21 protein-coding genes are annotated in these 24,556 nt (G+C 37.0%); all 21 read right to left on the bottom strand.

Annotated elements, in window-relative coordinates; translation table 11 throughout:
* Window positions 1-654 precede the first annotated feature (654 nt).
* The 21 genes from Q73A0000_RS09760 to Q73A0000_RS09860 all read right to left on the bottom strand — a co-directional run bounded on the left by Q73A0000_RS09760 (window position 655) and on the right by Q73A0000_RS09860 (window position 24,556).
* The gene (locus Q73A0000_RS09760) at window positions 655-1,287 is read right to left on the bottom strand and encodes an acetyltransferase (protein ID WP_193810785.1); all 633 of its coding nucleotides are present in this window, start codon (window positions 1,285-1,287) and stop codon (window positions 655-657) included.
* A 3-nt stretch (window positions 1,288-1,290) separates the two neighbouring features.
* Entirely contained in the window at window positions 1,291-1,896 is a 606-nt protein-coding gene (locus Q73A0000_RS09765) for a sugar transferase (RefSeq protein WP_193810786.1), read from the bottom strand.
* Window positions 1,889-3,073 carry a glycosyltransferase family 4 protein gene (locus Q73A0000_RS09770; RefSeq protein WP_244140722.1) on the bottom strand — a complete coding sequence of 395 codons (1,185 nt, stop codon included), beginning with the start codon at window positions 3,071-3,073 and terminating at the stop codon, window positions 1,889-1,891. The genes Q73A0000_RS09765 and Q73A0000_RS09770 overlap by 8 nt, the downstream gene beginning before the upstream one ends.
* Window positions 3,074-3,276: 203 nt before the next feature.
* Window positions 3,277-4,059 (bottom strand): hypothetical protein, encoded by a 783-nt coding sequence (locus tag Q73A0000_RS09775; protein ID WP_193810787.1) that lies wholly within the window; start codon window positions 4,057-4,059, stop codon window positions 3,277-3,279.
* Between the two features lie 298 nt (window positions 4,060-4,357).
* Window positions 4,358-5,503, bottom strand: a complete 1,146-nt coding sequence (locus Q73A0000_RS09780; protein ID WP_208458772.1) for a hypothetical protein — start codon at window positions 5,501-5,503, stop codon at window positions 4,358-4,360.
* A gap of 1 nt (window position 5,504) precedes the next feature.
* Window positions 5,505-6,542, bottom strand: coding sequence for an acyltransferase family protein (locus Q73A0000_RS09785; RefSeq protein WP_193810789.1), 1,038 nt, complete (start codon window positions 6,540-6,542; stop codon window positions 5,505-5,507).
* Window positions 6,543-6,547: 5 nt separating this feature from the next.
* Window positions 6,548-7,621: a glycosyltransferase family 4 protein gene (locus tag Q73A0000_RS09790; RefSeq protein WP_193810790.1), complete on the bottom strand. Its 1,074-nt coding sequence runs from the start codon at window positions 7,619-7,621 to the stop codon at window positions 6,548-6,550.
* A gap of 67 nt (window positions 7,622-7,688) precedes the next feature.
* Window positions 7,689-8,888 (bottom strand): glycosyltransferase, encoded by a 1,200-nt coding sequence (locus Q73A0000_RS09795; RefSeq protein ID WP_193810791.1) that lies wholly within the window; start codon window positions 8,886-8,888, stop codon window positions 7,689-7,691.
* Window positions 8,881-9,945: a glycosyltransferase family 4 protein gene (locus Q73A0000_RS09800; protein WP_193810792.1), complete on the bottom strand. Its 1,065-nt coding sequence runs from the start codon at window positions 9,943-9,945 to the stop codon at window positions 8,881-8,883. Before Q73A0000_RS09800 ends, Q73A0000_RS09795 begins: the two co-directional genes overlap by 8 nt.
* A 163-nt stretch (window positions 9,946-10,108) precedes the next feature.
* Window positions 10,109-11,023, bottom strand: coding sequence for a glycosyltransferase family 2 protein (locus Q73A0000_RS09805; protein WP_193810793.1), 915 nt, complete (start codon window positions 11,021-11,023; stop codon window positions 10,109-10,111).
* On the bottom strand, window positions 11,016-12,500 hold the full coding sequence (locus Q73A0000_RS09810; protein ID WP_193810794.1) for an O-antigen translocase: 1,485 nt from the start codon (window positions 12,498-12,500) through the stop codon (window positions 11,016-11,018). The genes Q73A0000_RS09805 and Q73A0000_RS09810 overlap by 8 nt, the downstream gene beginning before the upstream one ends.
* Before the next feature lie 5 nt (window positions 12,501-12,505).
* Window positions 12,506-13,195 (bottom strand): acyltransferase, encoded by a 690-nt coding sequence (locus tag Q73A0000_RS09815; RefSeq protein WP_193810795.1) that lies wholly within the window; start codon window positions 13,193-13,195, stop codon window positions 12,506-12,508.
* Window position 13,196: 1 nt separating this feature from the next.
* Window positions 13,197-14,297: a DegT/DnrJ/EryC1/StrS family aminotransferase gene (locus tag Q73A0000_RS09820; protein WP_193810796.1), complete on the bottom strand. Its 1,101-nt coding sequence runs from the start codon at window positions 14,295-14,297 to the stop codon at window positions 13,197-13,199.
* Window positions 14,294-14,758 (bottom strand): acyltransferase, encoded by a 465-nt coding sequence (locus Q73A0000_RS09825; RefSeq protein WP_193810797.1) that lies wholly within the window; start codon window positions 14,756-14,758, stop codon window positions 14,294-14,296. Before Q73A0000_RS09825 ends, Q73A0000_RS09820 begins: the two co-directional genes overlap by 4 nt.
* The gene (locus Q73A0000_RS09830; protein WP_262892913.1) at window positions 14,751-15,089 is read right to left on the bottom strand and encodes a sugar 3,4-ketoisomerase; all 339 of its coding nucleotides are present in this window, start codon (window positions 15,087-15,089) and stop codon (window positions 14,751-14,753) included. Before Q73A0000_RS09830 ends, Q73A0000_RS09825 begins: the two co-directional genes overlap by 8 nt.
* 77 nt (window positions 15,090-15,166) lie before the next feature.
* Window positions 15,167-15,562, bottom strand: coding sequence for a sugar 3,4-ketoisomerase (locus Q73A0000_RS09835; RefSeq protein ID WP_193810799.1), 396 nt, complete (start codon window positions 15,560-15,562; stop codon window positions 15,167-15,169).
* Window positions 15,563-15,642: 80 nt separating this feature from the next.
* Window positions 15,643-16,923, bottom strand: coding sequence for a nucleotide sugar dehydrogenase (locus tag Q73A0000_RS09840; RefSeq protein WP_193810800.1), 1,281 nt, complete (start codon window positions 16,921-16,923; stop codon window positions 15,643-15,645).
* Between the two features lie 780 nt (window positions 16,924-17,703).
* Complete coding sequence (locus Q73A0000_RS09845) at window positions 17,704-18,447, bottom strand: hypothetical protein (RefSeq protein WP_193810801.1); 744 nt, start codon at window positions 18,445-18,447, stop codon at window positions 17,704-17,706.
* A 352-nt stretch (window positions 18,448-18,799) separates the two neighbouring features.
* Window positions 18,800-19,234, bottom strand: coding sequence for a hypothetical protein (locus tag Q73A0000_RS09850; RefSeq protein WP_193810802.1), 435 nt, complete (start codon window positions 19,232-19,234; stop codon window positions 18,800-18,802).
* A gap of 646 nt (window positions 19,235-19,880) precedes the next feature.
* A complete protein-coding gene (locus Q73A0000_RS09855) occupies window positions 19,881-20,849 on the bottom strand; it encodes an SDR family oxidoreductase (protein ID WP_193810803.1) in 969 nt (322 codons plus the stop codon).
* Window positions 20,850-22,234: 1,385 nt separating this feature from the next.
* Window positions 22,235-24,556, bottom strand: coding sequence for a GumC family protein (locus Q73A0000_RS09860; protein WP_193810804.1), 2,322 nt, complete (start codon window positions 24,554-24,556; stop codon window positions 22,235-22,237).

Consider the following 24,556-nt stretch of genomic DNA (forward strand, 5'->3'; position numbering starts at 1 on the left):
AAATCCAGTCTTGACTTTTTTGTTACTTTTTGTGTCAAGACAAAAAGTAAAGAAATCATTTAGTAAACAGATCCACGTCTTGTCCCAAAACTTCGGAATTGTTTCTTTTGTTTCAAGACAAAAGAACAAATAAACATTTAAGAAAAAGATCCGTATCGTGACCTTTTTGTGTCAAGACAAACCATTGAAAATGGTTCGCTGATTCCTATAAAAAATATAAATATGATGAAGCAAAAAATAAAAGAAATCAACAATTAAACTTATTTTAAATCACGTGGCTTCGACAGGCTCAGCCACCAGTAGGCCTTAATTAAATTAACCAATATCGACTTCGGAGATTTTTACGTTAAGAAAAATGAAAATTTCTTCGAGCCTAACTAATCAACTAACTCTGCATAAAAATCCCCATTGTTTGAGTGGCGGCAACAAATTCATACACAAAAACCCACTATATTTCCGCCCGAGTTTTGGGGATTTTCTAAGAAGAAATTATCTTTTTTTAGTAAAAAGATCCAAGTCTTGAACTTTTGTTTCTTTTGTTTCAAGACAAAAGAAATTAATATTATAACTGGGTTTTAAATCACGTGGCTTCGACAGGCTCAGCCACCAGTTTATCTTTTATCGAAATAGCAATTCTATATCATTAATTCCTCTTCAATCTACCCTATAAAAATCGGGATCATTATACTTAATAATCCTCCCCGGATTACCAACAACCACCGCATAATCTGGAACATCCTTTATCACCACCGTACCAGCACCAATCGTCACCCACTTTCCAATTGTAATACACTGGATCACACTCGCACCAATCCCAATTTGAGAACCTTCACCAACGCTCACATGACCTGCCAAGGCAGCATTCGGGGAGATATGCACATAATCTTCCAACACACAATCGTGCTCTACGACGCAGCCTGAATTTAAGATACAGTGCTTCCCTATTTGGGTTCCGGCATTGACTACCACTTGTGGCATTACCACGGTACCCTCTTCTATTTCGGCAAAAGAGGAGATGCTAGCTGTAGGAGCAATGGCTTTAAAAAAAGAGAATTCATTTTGTTCAACGACCTTTTTTCGCACCTCATTACTGCCGATCGCAATAATGAATTGATCTTCTGGTGTTGAGGTATAAGAGGCTGTGGCATGCACTGGAATATGGAGCAAGGTATCTGCTTGTGGCCGATCATCCAGAATAGCGGTTACCTGTATTTTTGCAGACAATACGATATCTGCCACCACTTTGCCGTGTCCGCTTGCGCCAAAAATATAATATTGGGTGTTCATTCTTTAAAAATTACCTTTAAATGCTTCCATCGTGACTTGCCCTTCCTGCGAAATCCCTTCGCTTACAAATACTTTCTTAACGGTTAAAAAAAGTATTTTCATATCTAAAAGAAAACTGCAATGCTGGGTGTACCATACATCATATTCGAATTTCTGTTCCCAACTGATGGCGTTTCGGCCATTGATTTGTGCCCAGCCTGTGATGCCTGGTCTTACGTTGTGACGCTGCTGCTGAAAAGTATTGTATAATGGAAGATACTGTGGTAATAAAGGCCTTGGCCCGATTAAACTCATATCCCCTTTAATCACATTCAGCAATTGGGGTATTTCATCTAAAGAAGTTTTACGAACAAAAGCTCCGATGGCAGTAAGGCGGTTGTGATCAGGCAAAAGGTGACCTTCACTATCTTTCTTATCGGTCATGGTTTTGAACTTGAGGATGCTGAAAATCTTGCCGTGTAAACCCGGACGCTTCTGCACAAAGAACGGCTTTCCTTGATTGGCGATGAATAAACCGATGGTCACGATGATGAAAATGGGACTTAAAAGTAGAAAGCCCAACGCTGCGGCTGTACAATCAAATAGTCTTTTGAAAAAGGATCTATACATGGTCTGTTACTTTTTTATATTCGGCTAAAAGAGCTTGCCATACGACTTCCTGCTCATAATTCTCCATGATTCTTTTTCGGGACTGGTGTTGGAGACTTTGATATAAGATTTCATCATCTACCAGGTCACGCATCGCTTCTGCTAAAGCTTCTGTATTCTTTACCGGAACAATAAGTCCGTTTTGGTGGTCTTTAATGATTTCATTACAACCATTGATATTGCTCACAATACTTGGCAAACCCATCGCACCTGCCTGTAACACCACATTGGGAAAGCCTTCCCGGTAACTTGGAAAAACCAAGGCATTAGCAATCGCAAAGTAAGCACGGACATCGGGTTGAAAGCCGACAGAGATGATATTGGAGTTTTGTTCTATTTCCTGCAACGTGTCTGTTTTTAAAGCATCCAACTCCTGTTCATAAGGGCCTACGAGGAGGAGTTTACGGTTAAGGTTGAGATTGAGGTTGAGGTGGTCACTGAGCGCAGTCGAAGTGAGGGTTTTAAAAGCAGCAATCAGTTCATTAATTCCTTTATCTCCCACCAGACGGCCTACGAAGATAAAGACGAAATCGTCAGCTTCTATTTTCAATTGTTCTTTAAGTGACTGGTTTGCTGATTCTGAGAATAGCGTTTTATCAAAATAGGACGTGTTGATACCATTGGAACTGCCTTTTCCAATCACCTTTAACTTCTCTAATTGACAGAATCCTTCCTGAATGATTATTTCATTTAAGCCAAAAGAATTGGGATAGACTTTGGTAGCAAAAGAATAAGTTAGCTTTTCTACGAAATTCAGTACTTTTCTTTTGGTGCCCGTAGCTTCTAAAAGCGGTAAGCCCGCAACGGTATGAAAACGATTGGGTACACCTGCTAAAAAAGCGGCCATCATGCCAACGATTCCCGCTTTCGGAGTATGGCTGTGTACGAGTTCTGGTTTTTCTTTTTTTAAAAATCGGTAGAGTTTCCAAACTGCTTTTAAATCATCCAATGGCGAAATCGTACGGGTCATTTCGATGTGGTGGTTTTTCACGCCATATTTTGTAGCTATCCTTTTGAGTTCTTTTTCGTCAGCCGAAATAGCAGTGACGTCATAGAACTGATTCATAAAGGTTAATTGTTTGCCCAACAATTTGTCCAGTGAAATGGGAACGGTGGTGATGCGGATGAGTTTTTTCAAGGGAAGGAGGTTGTTGTTTTTTTGTGGTGCAAAGATAAAGTTTTTCTGGTAACCATAGCGATGGATGATGGATGATCTGGTGATTGAACTTGTCGAAATCACGGTATGAGCAAGGACTTTATAGCGGGGTTTGCGGGATGGGTGATGGATGATGGATGATGGGTGATTGAGCTTGTCGAAATCACGGTGTGGGCAAGGACTTGCTAGTTGGGTTCGCGGGGAATTACTTGTGCGAATATTTTCACCATAAAAATATACAAAAAGGGCATTGCCATAATTTTCGTACGTGCTATTAAGCCATAGTTTGCATAAGCATAGACGTACATCACGGCTAACAGAAGAATTGTTAAACTTGCGAAAACTTCATACAAGCCCCATTTAATTGTTTTAAAATTACGCACCGCGATGTAAAAGACTCCACCACTAATTAAAAGTAGAATCAAATTTTCAATACTCCAGATTTGATAGAGCCAGCCTGTTTTTTCAAAGGGCAGGGGTCGGAAATAAAAAGTAAAGATTTTGTAAGGGAGATGGTATTCATCTAAGGGAACGTAAGCATCTGTTTTCTTTAGACCTTTGATGTGGTAATCGTAAATATGAATGATTCGTTTCCAGGGATTAGTGCGAATGAACGCAATTTTCTTTAAGAGCAAATAGATTCCTAAAAAGCAGAATAAAGAAATGACGCCGACACCCATTTTTTCTTTTACGCCTAAATTTCCTTTCCACATATAAGCAATCATCAAAGCTACCAATAAGACCACTGCTACATGGGGTCTAATAAGAGCAATAAGTAAAAAGGATAAAACAAAGGATGCTGATTTAATACGTCGTTGGAGCAGTTTTTCGGTCATCACCACCAAAGCCACAAACAGGATGGATTCTTTACCGATAAAAGAAGTCCAAAGGTGCAGATTAGGGATTATCAAAAGAAAGAGTCCTACAAAAAAAGCCGGCTTACTATTTCGGGTTAATGACAAAATCATTTGCCATAATTTATAAAATCCAAAAAAGCTCAATACACTAAAGAGCAGAAAACCAGACCAAAAAGGCAGGGTAAGATATCTGACCAACGGAAAGGTTAGAATTTTGATGATATCAGTACCGGGTTGAAAAAATTTGAACCATGATGTTTGTGAAAGGTCCTGGCCGATGAACCAATATCTAACGGCATCGCCATTATTGGTGTTCACAAAATCCCAGGCTATATAAGCAAATATCAAATGATAGCTGAAAAGAAAGAGCGGAAAATATTTTTTAAAAATAGAAAGCCTCATAGCCAATCTATATTTTTCGGATTAATCTTCTTTCCTGCTCGTAAGAAAAAATCCATAACATATAAATGAGGAAGCCGGGCAAAAACATATTTCGCATGCGGATCATAATGCCGACATTTCCTAAAGATTGGGAGAAAGCCAAAGTACCCACAATGAGAAAGAACACCAACCCTTTAATAACAAACGGCGCGGCTTTAAAAGCTTGCAAAGGTTTACTGCGCATCGCCTTTATAAATACAATCACCAAAACCAGGTTTTCCAGTGAAGCAATCAAACCGTTGATATTCCTGACATCAAAGAAGAAGGGACGAAACCAAAAGGTGAGGACTTTTAAAGGAAATGGATAAGAAGATATATCGATAGCTGAACCTGTACCTGCACGACTCAACAAACTCGCTTTAGAATCCGCAAACTTATCGAAACTCTCAGCAGAGGCATCTTCAATTTTCGCAAACTCAAGCACTGAAGGCAATATAGCAAGACCAATCCCCAAAAGAACGGTTGAAAAAGCCACCCTTTGAAAAACAGAAATTTTACCACCCAAAATATAAGCGAAGCCAAAACCGACCATGAGAAAAAGGACAATATGCGGTCGGAGTGCTAAGGAGATTAAAATACTCAAAACCAAGAGTGGGCTTCGAATTACAGGTTTCATTACGCCATAAGAAAACATACCAATACAGAGAAATAAGGTCGTATCCTTACCGATACCGGCACTCCAAAAGTGGAGATTGGGTAGAAAAAAAAGAGCCGGGAAAAGAATGTAGCCGTATAATACTTTGTTATAGGGAATAGTTTTCACCACGACCATATAAAAAAAGGTGAGTCCCATAAAACCAAAGAGAGAGAACACAAGGGTGTTGGATAGATAAGACATGTTCAAGACATTAGAAAAGAGGAAATTAAAGGCGTACATAAACATGGTGCCTTCCCCATCAAAAAGGCCTGCTTTAAAAGTGTCAAAAGTATAGGTCTTTGGGACGCGCCAGTAACCGACAGCGTCACCCAGAATAAAGTAGCAGAAATAGACTCCTAATAACAAATGGAAGAATAATAAATAACGCAACATCCGATGATCCCTTTCGGAAAGGTCATTACTGAACAGTTGGATAAACCCCAATCCTAAAAGAACAATGATCGGAATGTAAAACAAATCAAGCAACATACTTTTCAAATTTATTTTTAATGAAAGTCATGACGTGTTTCTCAAAAATTAAATAATAGAAATAACTGATCAAACAGCACAAAAATATAACAATAAACAGCTCGAACAATAAAACAATCTGATGATCAGCAGCAGGCATTACCCGAACCAACATACTTTGAAGCGGATTATGCAACAAATAAAGCGAATAACTCGAATTACCCAAAAGCATCCAAACATTATTTTCCGGTATTTTCTTTGTAAAATATTTAATTCCGACATACACAAAACCTGCAGCAGAAAGCGCAAAAATAAGATTTAATGAAAAAGGAAATAAGTTGATGGCAGCATATTTCAAATAGAGAAAAATCAGAAAAAGTACGATAGGGAAAATGACGAACCATTTACGATCTGTTTTCACAAGGTTCATTTTAATCAAATAAGCCACCATTACTCCCATAATAAATTCAAGGTTATAAAGATTGAAAATGAGTTTAAGGAATGGGTGTTCGAATATTAGGTGAGAAATACTTGTGCCGATAATGCCCAAAAGCCAAACGATTAAAATGACATACCAGAGTTTTTTTGAGAAAAAATTTAAACTGTACATCAAGTAAAAAAACATTTCAAAAACAAGGGTCCAGGCAACCGAAAGTGCTGGATTTCCGTCAGGAATTAAAAGCACAGACGTGAGTAAACTCATCGATCGATCAGAATTACTGGAGCCTGGAAAAAGAAAATAAAGCAGTATCATGGCAAATGACACTGGAAGATAAGGCACATAAATTCTGATCACCCTATTAAAAGTATATTTTTTTAAATAGCCAGTCTGTCCTCTATAATTATAAGTCGTGTAAGCAATAATAAAACCTGATAATACAAAGAAAAAATCTACCCCTAACTTTCCAACTGAAGCGATGAAGGCAAGTGCAGCATTATCCAATTTAAGATAATGTTCAAAAGAAGCATAAGAGTGGTGAACCACTACTAATAAAGAAGCAATTCCCCTATAAATCTGCAGAATGTCAAAATATCTTTTGTTTTCCATTGCTGCTATTTATTTGTTCGTTCTAGTATTTCTTTCCATTTTTTAGAAGTGGCCTGAAGAGAAAATTTCCCCTCTACTTCTTCCCTTCCTTTCTGTCCCATTCTATTCCTTTCCTCTATATTTGTTTTCAGGTATTTTATTTTCTCTAGCCATTCTTTTTCACCATTTACTAAAAAGCCATTTTCACCTTCATTAATAACTTCATTGTTCATCCCAACGGGTGAGGCGATTGCTGGAATACTGCACGCAAAATACTGGATTATTTTATAGGAGCACTTTCCTTTTTCCCAAAGAGAATCCTGCAACGGCATGATGCCCATATCAAACTGACGAATATGTTCCACTTCGGTTTCTTCAGTCCAGGGAATATATTTTACATTTTTTCCCAAATTCATATCTTCGGTGATGCCTACAATATGAAATTCTATAGTTGCATCCTCCTGTAATTTTATAATCCAATTCCTTTGAGGCAGCAAATGCTTTTCAAAAGTAGATTTGGTCCCAATCCAGCCAATAACAAATTTTTCAGATTCTTTCTTTACTTGGAAAGGATACCGTTCCAGATCAATAACCGTTGGTATAATCTCTATTTTTTGCGCTCCGGCTTTTTTTGCACGGTCGGCAAGGTACGAATTTCCGGCAACGACCACCGCCGCATTTTTCATAACCGTATCAATCTTTTTACTTAAAAACAATTTGAGCAGAGGATTTGAACTTTGATCATAATTATGAAAGATAGCATCGTCATAATCGACGATGTATTTTTTTCCAAAAAGTTTCAGCAGATATTCTGCAAAGGATGGTAGGTAAGGAAAGAGTTCTTTCTCAATGACTATTGTATCATAGTTCCCAACGGTGAATAATTTCAAAAATCTTTTTCCATAGCCCAAGACCGCTTCGACCAAAGTAGATTTTCCTGCATACAATTGCACCAGATAGTTTTCAATAAAGAGCGGACTTACCTCCACCTCAAATCCGGCCTTTTCCAAATAAGGGAAATACTGGAAACTTCGCAGTCTGCTGCTGCCCGCATTTCGGGAGTATTTGGTGAAGTAGAGAATTTTTGGGTGGGAAGGCATGGGTGATTTGTAATCGTGAATTGTGAATTGTGAATTGTGAATTGTGAATTGTGAATTTACTGTAAAATTATTCTATTTTTAATTTTTTGATTGCTTTAATGTAGGAATCTGCGGCGGACTCTAATGAGAAATAAGCCAGTGCCTGACTTCTAGTTTTTTCTCTGTCGGTTCTTTTCGCCTCCGTGATTAATTTAATGATTTCGGGTAATTGCTTTTGCAGACCGATTTGATGGTCGTAAAGATAGCAAGATTCAAAATGATGTAGTATATTTTCTGTATCTCCAATTCCTTTGCTGGCAACCACTGGAAGTCCTGTTAAAAGATATTCCCCCAATTTTATAGGAGCAACGCCCTGCATGCTGTAGGCAGGTTGGCGGAATGCAAAAGCCGCATCTGCTGCATTGAGGTATCCTGGGATTTGATCAATATTCACTTTTTTAATGATGATATCTTCTGTCTGCTCTTTTAATTGTGTTTTGGCAAATTCCGTATTTCCGGTGAGGATTAAAAATTGTGCGGGTTGTTTCTGACGGAAGACTCTGAAAATCCGCAACATCTCATCCAGTCCATATTGTGGCCCTAAGGATCCACAGTAAATCATCAGTATTTCCTCGTCGGAAATTGCTAAATACTTTCTAATTTTCACCCGGTCATTTGAATTGATACTAAATTGTGATGCATCTCTGCCATTGAATACGACGGAGAATTTGTCTTTAAACGGTTCTCCAATCGTCTGAAGGTGAATATCAATGGCTTTTTGAGAACGGGTTACAACAACATCCGCTCTTAAAAGCATTTTTTGTTCTATGCCTTTGAGCCATTGATATTGACGGCTCTCTTTTTTCAGTCCGGCAAAATCGACCCTTTCTTCTAAAGGCAGACCATCGGCATCAAAGATTATTTTGAAGTTCCTGTCTTTTATTTGATTAACCATGAAAGCCGGAAAAGTACTTCTTGGCACCACGATATCAATCTCATGTTTCTGAATATAAGAGGCTATTTTTTTTGAAGAAGTAAATAGCGTTAATAAACTGCCTAAAGATGCAATTGGTTTTTTAAGAATGGGAAATGCAGTATAATGAATACCCATTTCTAATGCTGAAGTTTTAATGGCATCAATTCTCGCTTCATCTGCCCAGGTAAACTGAATGACGTGAAAATTAATATTTTCTGTCTTAGCAATCTCTTGAAAAATGGGCATGAAAAGTCCTTCCATGTAGTTGGTTTGGGGACCATCCCAGGTGATGAAAAGGAGATTTTTAGGCATATTCTTTTATATATATTTCTTCTAAATTCTTGATATATTTTTCAATGGTAAACTCATCTTTTACATCATTAAAACCCTGAAATCCAATCAATTTTCTTTCTTGCTCACTTTTTGAAATAATCATTTCAAGTTTTGAATGCAATTCATCAATATCATTAGGATTAAACAACCAACCATTTTCACCGTTCTGCACAAATTCTGGAATTCCTCCTACATTAGAACACAAAACAGGAACTTGCTGAAACATTGCTTCAACCGCTGCGATACCAAATCCTTCAGAGAAAGATGGTAGAACAAACAAATCTGCAACTGCTAAAAATTCTGCAGGTTCCTCTTGAAAACCTACAAAAGCAACCCGATTAAAAATTTTTAATTCCTTGGCAAGTGTTTCCAAATTTGATCGTTCCCTTCCATCACCAACAACAACGAGTTTCATTTCGGTATTTTTCAATTTCGCAAAGGCTTTTAAAAGTGTTTGTACATTTTTTACCTTTTCTAAACGTCCTATATAAACCATTGTAAACGATTCTGAACTACTCTTGTTAAAAACAGTAGAAAAACTTACAGGGTTATAAACTACTATCCCTTTATAAGCAGTGATCTCACCAATTGTAATAAGATGAGTTTTAACGGATTTTGAAACGCAAATTACTTTATCTGCTAAACGATATACTGCAGAAAAAACCTTTTGGGCGATTGACGAATGATTGGGAATCCCGATTTCTTCACCGATAATCGTTTTTACGCCTGCTAATTTTGCAGCAATAATTCCATGAAAATTGGCTTCAGCTGCAGCAGTATGAACTACATCCGGTTTTATTTTTCGAATCAGTTTATAAAGACTAAAAATATTAGAAAGATTCCTGATGGAAAAATTACGGTTGAGAATATGAACCTCAAAATTTCTTTTTCGCAGGATTTTTTCTGCGCTGCCACCGAAACCTATCGCAGCAAAAATATATTGATGCTGTAAAAGTTCAGGTTTTTCGGTAAAACTGATATATTTTTTTTCCTGACCCCCGAAGTCTAATAACGTTGTAAGTCTTAAAATTTTCATTTAGTATTTAGAATTGATGGTTTTGTAAAAGTTAAGTCCATCTCAAGCTTTATAAATCATTCCTTTACTTACTTATACAATCTGACAACGTATAAAATATGTTTTAACTGAAATTAAAATAAGTAAACATAGTAGTAAAAAGAAGAAATATAATCAAAGTTTATTACGTTAATATTTTCCACGTTAGCATATAAAGATATTTACTAAAAAGTGAAGAATTGTTTAATCCCAATTTTTCGTAACGAATAATTAAATTATATTTCAAAATTTTCTTTAAATACGGAACGGTACGTTTCTCACTTGATGAATAATATTTTTTAGCAAACAATATTGATTCAGAACATGAAGCTACACTCATATTAGGCTTACCTTGTTTAGCTACTGAACCTTTATGAATTCTATAATTAACCGTTTCTATTTCAAAAAAATATACTTTAATGCCAGACTTTGTCAGGTTAAGCCACATTGTAATGTCTTCGAAAAGCAGAAAATCCTCATCGAATCCACCAACTAAATCTAAAACCTCTCTTTTTAAAAATATCGATGGAGCGATAATTTCATTTCGCTTTTTAAGGTTAAAATATTGTTCAGTTGCACTTTGACTAAAGAATTTTTTTTCTACAGGACTTGAAGCTATATAATTTATAATTTCAAAGTGATCGAGATAATATCTACTACAAGTCTGTAATGCTTTTATATCCTGATTATTTTTAATAAAATTTATATTAACCTCAATGCAATTTTCAATTAATGCATCATCACCCGCAATGAACTTTATCCAATCCCCTGATGAAGCTTTTAAACCACGGTTGCAGTTAGCAGGAATACCCGTATTTTTTTCTACTGTAATAAGTGTTGACTTTACAAATCGATCCTTATTTTGATCTAACCAATTTTTACAGATTTCAATCGTATTATCTTTAGATCCATCATCAGTAATAATAAGTTCTAAGTTTTGATAAGTTTGTATTCTTGTACTTTCTAAAGTTTCCAAAACATATTTTCCGGAATTATAGGTGATCACAATAATAGAAACCAAAGGACCTTGTTTCGTCTTAGAAATAGTTACATTATCCATTTTTTCGTTTTTTTAAATTGGTCCATGCCTCTTTCAGATTCAATCTTTTGTCCATTTCTTTAAATGAATAGGCACAGGAAATTGCAATTAAAACTATACCCAATAAATAAGACCAGGAACTAGGAAGTATTAAATTACAGATAAAACACAAGATACCCAACGACAATTGAATAAAAATCAGTTTAAAAAAAGTCTTCTTAAAAGAAAAACTATACAGTTTTTGAGAAATAAAATATACCTGTAATAGCACTAAAATATAACTGATCAGAAAAGAAATTCCCAAACCATCCAAACCAAATAACATATATCCTAGTATATTAAGCAATAACATATATCCATTTGAAACGAGTTCGCTCCAGAAAAACACTTTTGAAGCACCTTTAGCTAAAAACAAAAACCCAATGGCCCAACTTGCTGCTTTAAAATACATGCCCAGTGCTGCCCATTGAATCATTCCACTAATTGGTATAAATTTCGAAGAATACAATAAAATAACAGCCCAGTTGGCGAAAATCAAAAAGGCACAAAGAATAGGTCCAATGATTAAAAGTGCGGTTTCTGCCTGCTGACTTATGAGTTCATTCGCTTGTTTAGGATCTGTCGCAACTGCAGAAAGGCGTGGATAATAATCTGTACTCATTGCTGAAAAAATTAAACCAACATAACTTCCAACAATGGCGAAACCAGCGGTGTATAAACCTACATCTTCAAGACTACCAGTTTTACTGATATACGCACGAATTATGTAGGACGCCCCAACTGTAATCAATCCACTAAGACTTAACATAAAACCCATCTTTAACATGGATTTACCCTCATGAAGGGTGTCATTACGAGACACTTCGATGGGCTCTATTTTTAAACGGCGCGAATAAAACCAAGAAATCACAAGCGCCAATATCGACGAAACAATAATGGCAGGCACAATACCATCTATCCTGTAAAAATAATACAGAGGTGCTGAGATTAGTAAACCTAAAACAGAACCCAAAACGTTAGCCTTAGCCATTAATTTCAGCTTGCGCATCCCTTGCAGCAGAACTTTTTGACCAGAAGCCAACTGATTTAAAAGCAAGGTGACGGATAGCCATCGGAAAGCGAGCGTATAATCTTGATTACCGAAAGTATAATTGCTTAGATAAGGTGCTGCAATAAAAGTTAGAAATAATCCCAATAAACCGGTCATCCAAACCAAACGCCTCAAGACGGTAACCACTTTGGCAACACGCGAGTTTCTTCCAGTGGCGTGTGCCTCTGAGATATCACGGACTGCGCTGGTACCCAAACCGAAATTGGTAAGACTACCCAATAAACCCAACGCTGTGGTCAGTAGCCCAGCAATTCCCATTCCTGCTGGTCCTAAAAGTACTGCAATAACTTTAGAACGGATGATCTGCACAATAATATTAATCACTTGTACTCCTCCAAAAAGAGAAGTTGCTTTAAAAATTGTTCTGTAGCTGCTCTTTTGATTCATACTTTTTAAATAATATCTCTTTTCCAAGAAACATTCTCTTTAAGAACTTTGGCGGGCATTCCTCCAATCATTACACTATTACCATAAGTAGTATTGCCTACTTTTGAGCAACTGCTTACAATACAATTATTTCCAATAACGGAACCTTTTAATATATTACTATTATTAGCGATCCAAACATGATCACCAATAATTACGTCTTTTTGGTGACTTTTGTCATTAATGGTATGCCAATCAGAGTCTGTTATAAACACATCCCATGCACAAATAAAATCCTTACCAATTTCAATTTTTTTATTTGCCATAATCAAAGATTTCCCTGTTATTCCAGACGCAGATTCGATATCCTTTCCACCAAAAGATAATATCGCCTTATTAGCAACACTAATTCGCACACCTTCTCCCAGCATAAAATCACCATAAACATTTAAAACACCACCATCTGCAATAGATATAGTTATAGGTGATGAAGCGTATGCAAAAGGTGTAAGTGTTAATCTTCCATAAACATTAAATTGAGCATTCTTCCCTTTTTTAATTTCCAATTTTATCGAATTTCCTCTCACAACTATTCTACCGCCTCCTTCATCAATATTCCGACTATAAAATAATGAGAGAAATTCCCACACTACATAATTATAAGCTACTTTGGGATTTTCTAAAATATTTCTAATTATTTTACTTACTTTTTGCATTTTAATAATTATTAATAAGCTCAATTACTTTTTGAACTTCCTCCTCTTCCATGAATGGACTAATCGGCAAACTTAAAACCTCATTGTGAATTTTCTCGGTAATTGGAAAAGTAAGATGATTGTAATATTTATACGCTTTCTGCTTATGCGGCGGGATCGGATAGTGAATTAAAGTTTGAATGCCATTTTCTGTAAGATACTGTTGAAGTTCATCTCTCTTGTCGATTCTGATGACGAAAAGATGCCATACATGTTCTTTAGATGCTGCCGGCAAGTTTGGTAAAATAATTTTGGGATTGGTGATTCCTGCAATATATTTTTCTGCAATTTCGCGTCTTTTGCCGGTGTCGGTGTCGATATATTTCAATTTCACGTCTAAAACTGCTGCTTGTATTTCATCTAATCGGCTATTTAATCCTTGAAATTCATGCACATATTTTTCCTGAGATCCGTAATTCGCCAGACTTCTGATAATTTTTGCTAAAATAGGATCCTTGCACGTCACGGCACCACCATCTCCTAAGGCTCCTAGGTTTTTACCGGGATAAAAACTAAATCCTGCAGCATCACCTAAATTTCCAGATTTAATTCTGTTCCATTCTGCACCGATTGCCTGTGCATTATCTTCGATGATTTTCAAATTGTATTTTTTAGCCACAGCTTCCAGTTCTTCAGACCAGCAAATTTGACCATACAAATGAACCACCATAATGGCTTTGGTTTTCGGCGTAATAAGCGCTTCCAATTTAGCAATATCCAGATTATAGTTTCCAATCTCTGGTTCTGCAAAGACGGGCTTTAAGCGATTATCGGTGATGGCCAAAAGTGATGCGATATAGGTATTGGCAGGAACGATGACCTCATCCCCAACTTTCATTTGTCCCAATTCCAAATAAGCTCTGAAAATTAATCGAAGCGCATCTAACCCATTAGCAACTCCTATCGCATTTGGTGAACCAATATAAGTAGCTAAACTGGCTTCAAAGTTTTTCACTTCGTTACCCAAAAGATACCAACCGCTGCGGAAAACCTGCAAAAGCTTTTCTTCAATTTCCTGTTGATAAGCTAAATTTATTTTCTGTAGATCTAAAAACTTAATCATTTTTCTATATTTCTAATTTTGCGGGCAGGATTACCCACCCATAATTCATTATCCGGCACATTTTTAGTCACTACGCTTCCTGCGCCAATGAGCGAGTTTTCCCCAATGGTAAGTCCTCCTAATATGGTTGCGTTTGCACCAATACTTGCACCTTTCTTAACAAGTGTTTGCTGAAATTCATCAGGATATTGTTTTGAACGCGGATATCGATCGTTGGTAAAAGTGACGTTAGGACCTATGAAAACATGGTCTTCTATTCGTAAACCATCCCAGATTTGGACTCCAGGTTTTATAGTCACATTATTACCAATAACAACATCATTTTCAATAAAAACCTGACAGTTAATATTGCAATTATTGCCAATCACTGCTTGTTTTAAGATTACGGTGTATTGCCAGACAAAAGTATCTTTACCAATATTTTGAGTCTGCACATCAGACAAAGGGTGAATTTTACTCATTTCTATACTCTAAAAATTGAACGTAATCCCTCATGTAATCCTCTTCCGTATATTCCATAGAAGCCAGTACTAAACAAACACTTCCGCTGGAAAAATCTTTCATTTCCCGCCAGATTCCCGGTTTAATATGCAAAGCTTTGTTAGGATGGTTTAAAAAGACTTCTTTCTTATCTTTACCATCATCGAGTACAAAGGTAAAGGAACCACTTGCGGCAATAACGTATTGTTGAAGGTCGTAATGGCCGTGTCCCCCTCTTTCACTTCCCATTGGCACATCGTATAAATAATAGATACGCTTAATGTCAAAAGGCAGATTACCGCTATTTTCCATGACTGTGATATTGCCCGATTCATTATGAACAATAGGCAAGTCCACAATTTCACAATCGGCTATGGTAAACTTATGGCTCACTTTTTCATTGTTTTAAAATCATCGAAATCTCTAATATAATCTGCTTCACTATAATGCTGATCTGAAACTATCAACGCCAAAGAATTCGTAGAGAAATTTTCTATAGTACGCCACAGCATTTTGGGAATATACAAACCATAGTAAGAACGGTTTAAGGTAAATCTCTCTTCTTTTTCACCATCATTAAGTACAATATCAAAACTTCCAGAGAGTGCAATAATGAATTCCTTTTGCTCTTTAAAAGCATGACTTCCGCGCTGCTCTCCACCAGGAACATCGTAAATCCAATACGTTCTTGCAATTTCGAAAGGCAGTTGATTGGGATGCTCGAAGAAGGATAAATTTCCTCTGGGATCTACAATCTTTGGTAAGTTGATGATTTTTGCTTTCATTTAATTCTTACTATCCTATGAGCTCTATATAATTAACTAATCGTATTTTCTACAAATTGCTATTGTACTTTGTATATTTACTATAATGAACAATCTGAATTTTCCAATACTCCTTTGACGTCAAAAATAATCGCTTTCTCTTTTTTAAATTGCTCTATATCCAATTCTAAAAATTGTTGATGGGCAACGCCTAAGATAATAGCGTCAAATTTTTCAGTAGGAATTTCAGCAGTGCTTTCAATGCCGTATTCGTGTTGTACTTCTAATGAATTCGCCCACGGATCATAAGTGGTTACACAAGTACCATAATCTTCCAAAGCAGAAATTACATCTACAATTTTTGTATTTCGAACATCCGGGCAGTTTTCTTTAAACGTAATACCGAGCATTAATATTTTAGCATTGTTAACGGCGATATCCTTTTTGATCATGGTTTTAATCACTTGCGAAGCGACGTACTGTCCCATCGAATCATTCAGCCTTCTACCCGCCAGAATAATTTCAGGATGGTAGCCATATTCCTGTGCTTTCTGCGCCAGATAATAAGGATCTACCCCGATACAGTGTCCGCCAACCAAACCCGGTTTAAAAGGAAGAAAGTTCCATTTGGTGCCCGCTGCTTCTAAGACATCATGGGTATCAATACCCATTAAGTTAAAGATCTTCGCCAGTTCATTCACAAAAGCAATATTAATATCACGCTGTGAGTTTTCAATGACTTTGGCCGCTTCTGCTACTTTAATCGTCGGTGCTAAATGCGTTCCTGCCGTAATCACCGCTTTATAAATATCATTGACTACCACCCCAATTTCAGGCGTAGAACCTGAAGTCACTTTTAGAATTTTTTCTACGGTATGTTCTTTATCTCCCGGGTTAATCCTTTCTGGCGAATACCCTGCAAAGAAATCAACATTGAATTTCAAGCCCGATACTCTTTCCACCACGGGAATACAGTCTTCTTCTGTCGCTCCCGGATACACGGTAGATTCGTAAATCACAATATCTCCTTTTTTCAATACTTTACCAACGGTTTCACTCGCTTTAATTAAAGGCGTCAAAACCGGACGGTTATTTTTGTCCACCGGCGTCGGTACGGTAATTATATAAATATTAGAGTCTGCAATATCTTGAAGATCATAAGAACAGTACAATCCTTTCTCCTCTTTTGTAGGATTGGTAATAACGAGGGCAGATTTTAGAAGTTCATCTGATACTTCCAAGGTATCATCGTGTCCTTTGGTTAATTCCTCAACACGAGATTGGTTGATGTCGAATCCAACTACGGGAAATTGAGTGGCGAATAATCTTGCAAGTGGTAAACCCACATATCCTAATCCTAATACTGTTATTTTATGCTGCATACTATAAAGGCGCTACCGCCATGTTTTATTTACTATTCTACAATCCTCTTCAATTCCTATGCATAGGGCAATGAATTGGGTTTCGGGGTGCTCATTTCTGTTTACTTGGAGGCAAATACAATGAAATCAGCTACTTGTTTTGCATTTTTTTTCGTGGTGCAAAAGTAAGAAAAGTTAATGAGATGTGGTGGTGTTTTTTTGAGGTTCTTTTGTGGGTGGCGTTATTTATTTGTTTATGGAGGGGGTGAGGGATGTTGGGTGATGGGCAAAATATGGATGATTGTTGAGATCGGCGGAATAGGTGAGCGTTTTAAATACTAATCGCACTAATGGTTTTCACTAATGACACTATTAAAGTTTATCAAGCTTACTAGATCATGGATAATTGAAGAACATAAAAACTGAACCACTCAAAAAATACTATCTCCGCATTTTACTTGGCTCTTTTTTAAACACATCAGTCACATGAGTTGGAGTGAGGGCAAAGAGCATATAAGTTTTGGTTTCGCTAGTGAACGGAATGTAATTTACAAATTATGTTCTTTTCTCTGTTCTTTTGTCTTGAAACAAAAGAACCAAAAGTTCAAGACCTGGATCTTTTTACTAAAAAAAGTAAATTTCTTCTAAGAAAATCCCCAAACTTGCGCGGAAATGAAAGTTGCGCTTCGATGTTAAATTTTTGCCCGCGCTTCAAACACTGGGGATTTTTATGTTTGCTTATTGAAAAATACTGTTGGAAGAAATTTTCTTTTTTCTTAACGTAAAAATCTCCTAAGTCATTTATAGTGCGACCAGGTAGTGATGGAGTAAACTTCGGTGAAAATCCGATTCACTCCCTTTTTTATGCTGAATGTCATACTGAGCTTGTCGAAGTACCTGTCGAAGTTGGTTGCTGAGCCTGTCGAAGCAAAGGGTTGGGGAAAATGAATCGGATTTTTTTTTAACGCCAATAACTCCTAAGTGGTAATAATACTTAGAAGTTAATACTTGAAATTTTGTAATCTTTTGCTTGGTAATTGAGCTCGTCGATGGTGATTGAGCCTGTCGATGGTGATTGAGCTTGTCGAAATCACCAATACAAAAAAACATTTTCGTTTCTCTTTTACTTTTTGTCTTGACACAAAAAGTAACAAAAAAGTCAAGACGGGATCTTTTTACTAAAAAAAGTAAATTTCTTCTAAGAAAATCCCCATTATTTATCTCGTCTTTAAGACGAGACTTGCGCGGAAATGTAAGTTGCGCTTCGATGTTAAATTTTTGCCCGCGCTTCAAACACTGGGGATTTTTATGTTTGCTTGTTGAAAAATACTGTTGGAAGAAATTTTCTTTTTTCTTAACGTAAAAATCTCCTAAGTCGAATTCTTGTGCAAGTATTGACAGAACCTCATTTTCGAAAAAATCCGATTCACTCCCTTTTTTATGCTGAGTGTCATACTGAGCTTGTCGAAGTACCTGTCGAAGTTGGTTGCTGAGCCTGTCGAAGCAAAGGGTTGGGGAAAATGAAGCGGATATTATTGACGTCAATAATTCCTAAGTCGGACAAAATGCGTTTGAAGCTAGGGGTAAAGGTCGTCTTGGAGTATGGAAATGTGCTTTTTCAAGAGCTAAGAAAGCTTCCACCCTTTAGGGTTGGGGAAAAGAAGCTTTCTGGGTATGGGCGTTTCCTTTTGACCTGTGGTGTAGTAATAGTAATAATGGAATTCGTTTCTTTTATTCTTTTACTTTTTGTCTTGACACAAAAAGTAACAAAAAAGTCAAGACGGGATCTTTTTACTAAAAAAAGTAAATTTCTTCTAAGAAAATCCCCAAACTCGGGCGGAATTTTAGTTTTTTTATAGAATGAAAATTTTTGCCGCCACTCAAACAGTGGGGATTTTTACTCGGTGTTTGTTGAAAAGGTATGCTGGAAGAAATTTGCCTTTTTCTTAACGTAAAAATCTCCTAAGTCAAATTTTCGTGCAAGTATTAAGAGATCCTCAATTTTTGGAAAATCTGTTTTTCCTCCTTTTTTATGCTGAGTCGGTCTAAGTAAGGGTTGGGAAAAATGAAGTCTGCACAAATACTTGCAGGTAGCATAACCTAAAATTATGAAATTCTTTACTTGGTGATTGTGTCTGTCGATGGTGGTTGAGTTTGTCGAAATCACCAATACAAAAAACCATTTTCTTTTTTCTGTTAATTTTGCCTTGATGCAAAAAAATTGTAAGTCAGTTTTAAAAGCATTGCCTATTCGCCTGAGGTGAACTTTGCGCCTTAAAATGTTTTCACGGAAATTAAAATCTTTGCGCCTTTGCATTAAAAATATTTTCACGCAATTGTAATTGCATTGTAGTGAACGGAATGTAATTTACAAACTATGTTCTTTTCTATGTTCTTTTCTCTTGAAACAAAAGAACCAAAAGTTCAAGACTGGATTCTTTTGCTAAAAAATGGTAATTTCTTCTAAGAAAACCCCAAAACTCGGGCGGGATTGGAGGTTATTTCTAAGATTCATTTGTATTGCCGCCACTCAAACAGTGGCGCTTTTTAGGTGGTGTTGTTTATAAAGTGGGTGAGAAGAAATAACCATTTTTCTTAACGTAAAAATCTCCTAAGTCGGTAAAGGTAAAGGATCGTGTAAATTATAACGTATTTCAGCAGGATTTATCCTGCAAAAAACTACTGTGGTCTTTTATGCAGGAAGTGATTACTTGAACCTAATGTGGCTAATGTGTTAAAAATAAAAACTTTGTGACTTTGTGGTTTAGAGAAAATTGTTTGTTCTTCATACTTACTTGGTGATTGAGCCGAGTCGAAATCACCGTGTGGCTTCGGCTCCGCTCAGCCACCAAATCAACCTATCATCAAATCACCACAACCTTCACACTTGATACTTCATAATCCATACTTTTTACTTCATCCTTCATAAAAAAGCTCAATCCAAGCACCCAGCATCCCGCATCAAACACCCAGCACCGCTACTTCAAATTCGCCCAGTACCACTCCACCGCTTCTTTTAAACCGGCTTTTATATCGTGAGAAGGGTTGTAATTTAATAATTCTTTGGCCTTTTCCACTGATGCCAGAGAATGAGGAATATCGCCGGCTCTTTGGGGGCCGTGAATAATTTCGACATTTTTTATTTCTGGGTCGTAGATAGAAAGGTATTCTTTCAAGTATTCTACCAAAAGATTAAGCGTGGTGCGATCTCCTACTGCCGTGTTGTAAACGGTATTGATTGCTTCTTTGTTATCAGACAACATCGCTCTTTCATTCATCTGAATGACATTGTCGATATAGGTAAAATCACGGGAGTAATCTCCGGTTCCATTAATCACCGGACTTTCATGATTCATCAATTGAATTACAAATTTCGGAATAACGGCTGCATACGCACCATTTGGAGTCTGTCTTCTTCCAAACACATTGAAATACCGCAGCCCGATACACTCCATCCCGTATGTTTTACTGAACACGTCTGCGTAAAGCTCATTCACATATTTGGTAATCGCATAAGGTGACAAAGGTTTTCCAATAACATCCTCTACTTTAGGCAGCGATTCAGAATCGCCATAAGTGGAAGAGCTCGCAGCATAGATGAATCTTTTTACTTTCGCATCTCTGGCAGCGACAAGCATATTTAAGAAACCACCTACATTAACATCATTACTGGTAATCGGATCATTAATAGATCGTGGGACCGAACCTAAAGCAGCTTCATGAAGAATATAGTCCTGCCCTTCACATGCTTTATGACAGGTTGCTAAGTCACGAATATCGCCTTCGATCAGTGTGAAATTAGGATTGGTGAACAGGTGTTCGATATTGTGTCTGAAACCGGTTGCGAAATTATCTAAGGCCGTTACCTGATCGCCTTTTTCAATAAAGTGGTCGCAAAGGTTGGATCCGATAAAGCCTGCTCCGCCGGTAATTAATATTTTACTCATTTTCTTTTTTTTTAAATGTAATGTTGTGAGCTGCTGAACTTGCGAAAATACCTGTTCAACTACTCTCTTCTCTTGCCAATCCAATAAGTTTAGAAAACAAATGTGATTCTGACTGCTATTTTTAACTGGTGCAAAAGTAAGGAAAGTTAACGCCATCGTTTTTCTTTTTGTTAAAAAATATTTTTAACTGATTTTTTAAGGGAAAGGATAGTGAATAGTGAATAGTGAATAGTGAATAGTGAATAGTGAATAGTGAAGTTAAAAAAATCATTATTGGTGACTGAGCGAAGCCGAAATCACATCTATAAAAACAAGGCTTTTCTCTTTCACTTTTGCCTTGATGCAAAGAATTGCAAGTCGGTTTTAAAGCATTGCCTATTCGCCTGAGGCATACTTGCGTTTGCTTTAAAATATTCTCACGCAATTGTAATTGTTTTGTAGTTGAAGGAAAGTACTTTAAAAATTATGTTCTTGTTTTCTGTTCTTTTGCTTCATTTTTTATTATTCTTTAATGGAATCAGCGAACCATTTAAAATGGTTTGTCTTGAAATAAAAGAACCAGTCCCGAAGTTTCGGGACAAGACCTGGATAAATTGGCTAAATAATGGTAATTTCTTCTAAGAAAATCTCCATTATTTATCTCGTCATCAAGACGAGACTTGCGCGGTTTTAACAGTTGCGCTTTGATGTTAAATCTTTGCCGCGCTTCAAACACTGGGACTTTTCAGGTATTGCAAGTTGATGTGGTGGGATGGGAAGAATTTACCATTTGCCTCCTTCATCTATTTTTTTATTTGAATCGGCGAACCTCTTTGAGGTTTTTCTTAACGCAAATGGCTCCTAAGTCAAATTTTTGTGCAAGTATTAACAGATGCTCAATTTCAGAAAAATCGGATTCGCACCTTTTTTTATGCTGAGCGTGATGGCGTAAATGTTGGGGAAAATGAAGCTGTTTTTTTTTGATTCGGGAACTTCTAGATCGTTAAAAACACTTTTGACCGTAATAAAATTATTGTTTCAGAAATTAAATCAGCTTCTATACCTCTTAATTACCCTTCATACCTTAATGGTTCAAAAAATAAGTTTCGGCTAAAGCCACATGATGTTGCAGATCGAGGTGATTTCGACAGGCTCAATCACCAAATTGCTCATTCATCATAACATCAAATCACTGATTCAAAGTTCTTGCAGATCGTAGTGATTTCGACAGGCTTAATCACTAAATTGTTCAATCATCACATCACATCACATCACATCACATCACATCACATCACATCACATCACATCACAAAATCATCACATTCTTCATCTCGCAGCGAACAGAGTCTCTCCTCTACCATCTCAAGCGAAGCGCGTCCATATTATCTCAAAGCGAAGCGCATCCTTTAAACAAACTTTTTCCACCATTTCGGTTTTTCATCATGGGTGTATGAATAATAACCGTAGCTGTATTTTGTTCCATAGCGGGTATTTTCGGGTTTCACTCCGTTAAGAATAAAAGCCATATTACTGATATTATTATCTTTCCTAAAAGATTCGGCAAAACCAATCATCTCCTGTTCTGTAAAATCAGCCTTTGCAACATAAAGGACTACATCTGCACTTTCGACCAGATGGAGTGTATCACTTACCAACATTACTGGAGCCGAATCTAAAACAACATATTCATATTTTGTTTTTAAATAAGCGATGAGTAAATCGAATTTCTCCATGTCCAAAAGATCGTTGGGGTTGGGCGCCATTTGGCCACCGAAAAGCACATCAAGATTTTCACTTACGTTTGATTTCATAATAAAGAGATCCGGAGTGGTATCATCAGACACCAAATAATCGGTCAATCCCTTTTTATGACCATCCATAAAACGGTGCAATTGTGGGTTTCGGATATCAGCACCGACAATAATTACCTTGCTTTTTCCAGCTAATGTGAGCGCGGTATTGACGGAAACCGTTGTTTTTCCTTCGCCTTTAACAGAGGAGGTGACTAAGACCACGCCTCCATTTTTTAAACCTCTAGCTCTTAGCAGGTATTTCAGGTTGGAACTTAAAATCCTGAAAGATTCGGTATAAACAGAAAAGTCGTTGGAATGAACCGTTTTACTCTCCTCTTTGTTAAACGGAACTTCTGCAATCACCGAGGCAGTAGGAAAATGAGACAGTATATTGTTTTTAGTATGGATCTTGGTATCTAAAGTTTTCTTTCCAAAGAAGAAAAGTAAGGGCAATAATAATCCTATTGCTAAGGAGCCATATTCAATCTGATCTCTGTTCGGAGAGACAATTCCGGTCGTATAAGCGGGATTTATGACTTTGGCTTTGGGTGCTGTCACGGCTAAAGTAATAGCATTCTCTTCTCTTTTCTGCAAGAGATAAAGATAAAGCTGCTCTTTAAGGGTCTGTTGTCGATCGATGCTCCGGAATATTTTTTCACGTTCCGGAAATTTGCTAATATCACCTTTAGCAAGGTTGAGTTCAGCTTTTGCCTGACCCAACTGAAGTTGGAGGGTTTCGCGGGATTCTATTAAATTTTTTCTGATTAAATTTTTAAGTTCAGTAATCTGCTTATTAATCGTAATTACTGCAGGATTTTCACCAGTTGCCTGTTTCAGTACTCTATTTCGGGTAAGCAAAAGGTCATTATAAGCTACGATATTACTTTCAGCCCCTGAAGAAAGTCCTAATCCGGAAGGCAATAGCTGATCACCACTACTTGCTGCAAGAACAGAATTTACCAAATCAAGTTGCATTGTTTGGGTAAGAATAATTTTAGTATTCTCATCTGCCTTTGTAACAGCATTACCCGCCTGTACCTCGAGATTGGTAATCTGATTGGTTCGCTTAAAGTTTTCTTTTTGGCCTTCAATTCCTGACAAATCATCAGTAATGATAGCTAACCGGTCGTTGATGAAGTTCTGCGTATTCTGTGCTTCTTCATTTTTATCTTTAATACCGTCAATAATATACTGTTTTGAAAGCTCATTGAGAATATCTTCCGATTGTTGGGGTATGGCTCCCACTATGGAAAGTTCCATAAGCATACCTTTGTTAGGCGGCAACGATACTGCAATACTGTTTTCTAAGCTACTAATTACCGTGCTCATACTTTTAAAAACCACTTTTAAAGGAGCGCTAAAACTCGATCCTGCCAACCGGTCAATTTGCACTATTCCAAACGGCAGTTTTACGGCAGAGCCGAATTGATAAATGGTATCGGAATTAGAAAAACGATAACCATTTTTTCCCTCAGGTGTAAGGGTATATGTAGCTCCAGAAAAACGTTCGGGATGAGTGACGCTAATGATTTTTCCTTTGAGCGGGCCTCCATTGTATAGCGCAACTTCTTTTACAGCACCAATACTGAAAAAACTCACTTGTAAATTAAGATTTTTGCCAACCATTCCTAATATAGGTTTCGATACCACCACTGTAGTTTCGCCCTGCAGTTCATCATTACCACTTACTCCCACCCCTAAATTCTTCAGGTCGCTGAGCGCCGTGGTATTTTTACCTTTGGATTCCTGGAGTTTTAAAGAGGTTTTGGTAAAATATTGAGGCTGTGCATATCGGAGATAAATTTTTGCAGCACTGAAAAAAATCGCCATGCTGAGTAAAAACCAAGGCCATTTCTTAAGATATCTCCCAATTTCTCTTTTTAAATTGACGGATTTTACCGGCTGTGCAGTACCCGAACTTTCAAGTAATTCCAT

This window comes from Kaistella flava (ex Peng et al. 2021), assembly GCF_015191005.1.
Classification (GTDB): domain Bacteria; phylum Bacteroidota; class Bacteroidia; order Flavobacteriales; family Weeksellaceae; genus Kaistella; species Kaistella flava.

What these genes read in the sequence shown, in the direction of transcription:
- Q73A0000_RS09805 (WP_193810793.1), bottom strand. Translation starts at nt 11,023, where the DNA reads ATGGATAATGTAACTATTTCTAAGACGAAACAAGGTCCTTTGGTTTCT.
- Q73A0000_RS09860 (WP_193810804.1), bottom strand. Translation starts at nt 24,556, where the DNA reads ATGGAATTACTTGAAAGTTCGGGTACTGCACAGCCGGTAAAATCCGTC.
- Q73A0000_RS09815 (WP_193810795.1), bottom strand. Translation starts at nt 13,195, where the DNA reads ATGCAAAAAGTAAGTAAAATAATTAGAAATATTTTAGAAAATCCCAAA.
- Q73A0000_RS09855 (WP_193810803.1), bottom strand. Translation starts at nt 20,849, where the DNA reads ATGAGTAAAATATTAATTACCGGCGGAGCAGGCTTTATCGGATCCAAC.
- Q73A0000_RS09835 (WP_193810799.1), bottom strand. Translation starts at nt 15,562, where the DNA reads ATGAAAGCAAAAATCATCAACTTACCAAAGATTGTAGATCCCAGAGGA.
- Q73A0000_RS09790 (WP_193810790.1), bottom strand. Translation starts at nt 7,621, where the DNA reads ATGCCTTCCCACCCAAAAATTCTCTACTTCACCAAATACTCCCGAAAT.
- Q73A0000_RS09840 (WP_193810800.1), bottom strand. Translation starts at nt 16,923, where the DNA reads ATGCAGCATAAAATAACAGTATTAGGATTAGGATATGTGGGTTTACCA.
- Q73A0000_RS09800 (WP_193810792.1), bottom strand. Translation starts at nt 9,945, where the DNA reads ATGAAAATTTTAAGACTTACAACGTTATTAGACTTCGGGGGTCAGGAA.
- Q73A0000_RS09830 (WP_262892913.1), bottom strand. Translation starts at nt 15,089, where the DNA reads ATGGAAAATAGCGGTAATCTGCCTTTTGACATTAAGCGTATCTATTAT.
- Q73A0000_RS09775 (WP_193810787.1), bottom strand. Translation starts at nt 4,059, where the DNA reads ATGATTTTGTCATTAACCCGAAATAGTAAGCCGGCTTTTTTTGTAGGA.
- Q73A0000_RS09795 (WP_193810791.1), bottom strand. Translation starts at nt 8,888, where the DNA reads ATGCCTAAAAATCTCCTTTTCATCACCTGGGATGGTCCCCAAACCAAC.
- Q73A0000_RS09760 (WP_193810785.1), bottom strand. Translation starts at nt 1,287, where the DNA reads ATGAACACCCAATATTATATTTTTGGCGCAAGCGGACACGGCAAAGTG.
- Q73A0000_RS09785 (WP_193810789.1), bottom strand. Translation starts at nt 6,542, where the DNA reads ATGGAAAACAAAAGATATTTTGACATTCTGCAGATTTATAGGGGAATT.
- Q73A0000_RS09810 (WP_193810794.1), bottom strand. Translation starts at nt 12,500, where the DNA reads ATGAATCAAAAGAGCAGCTACAGAACAATTTTTAAAGCAACTTCTCTT.
- Q73A0000_RS09820 (WP_193810796.1), bottom strand. Translation starts at nt 14,297, where the DNA reads ATGATTAAGTTTTTAGATCTACAGAAAATAAATTTAGCTTATCAACAG.
- Q73A0000_RS09825 (WP_193810797.1), bottom strand. Translation starts at nt 14,758, where the DNA reads ATGAGTAAAATTCACCCTTTGTCTGATGTGCAGACTCAAAATATTGGT.
- Q73A0000_RS09765 (WP_193810786.1), bottom strand. Translation starts at nt 1,896, where the DNA reads ATGTATAGATCCTTTTTCAAAAGACTATTTGATTGTACAGCCGCAGCG.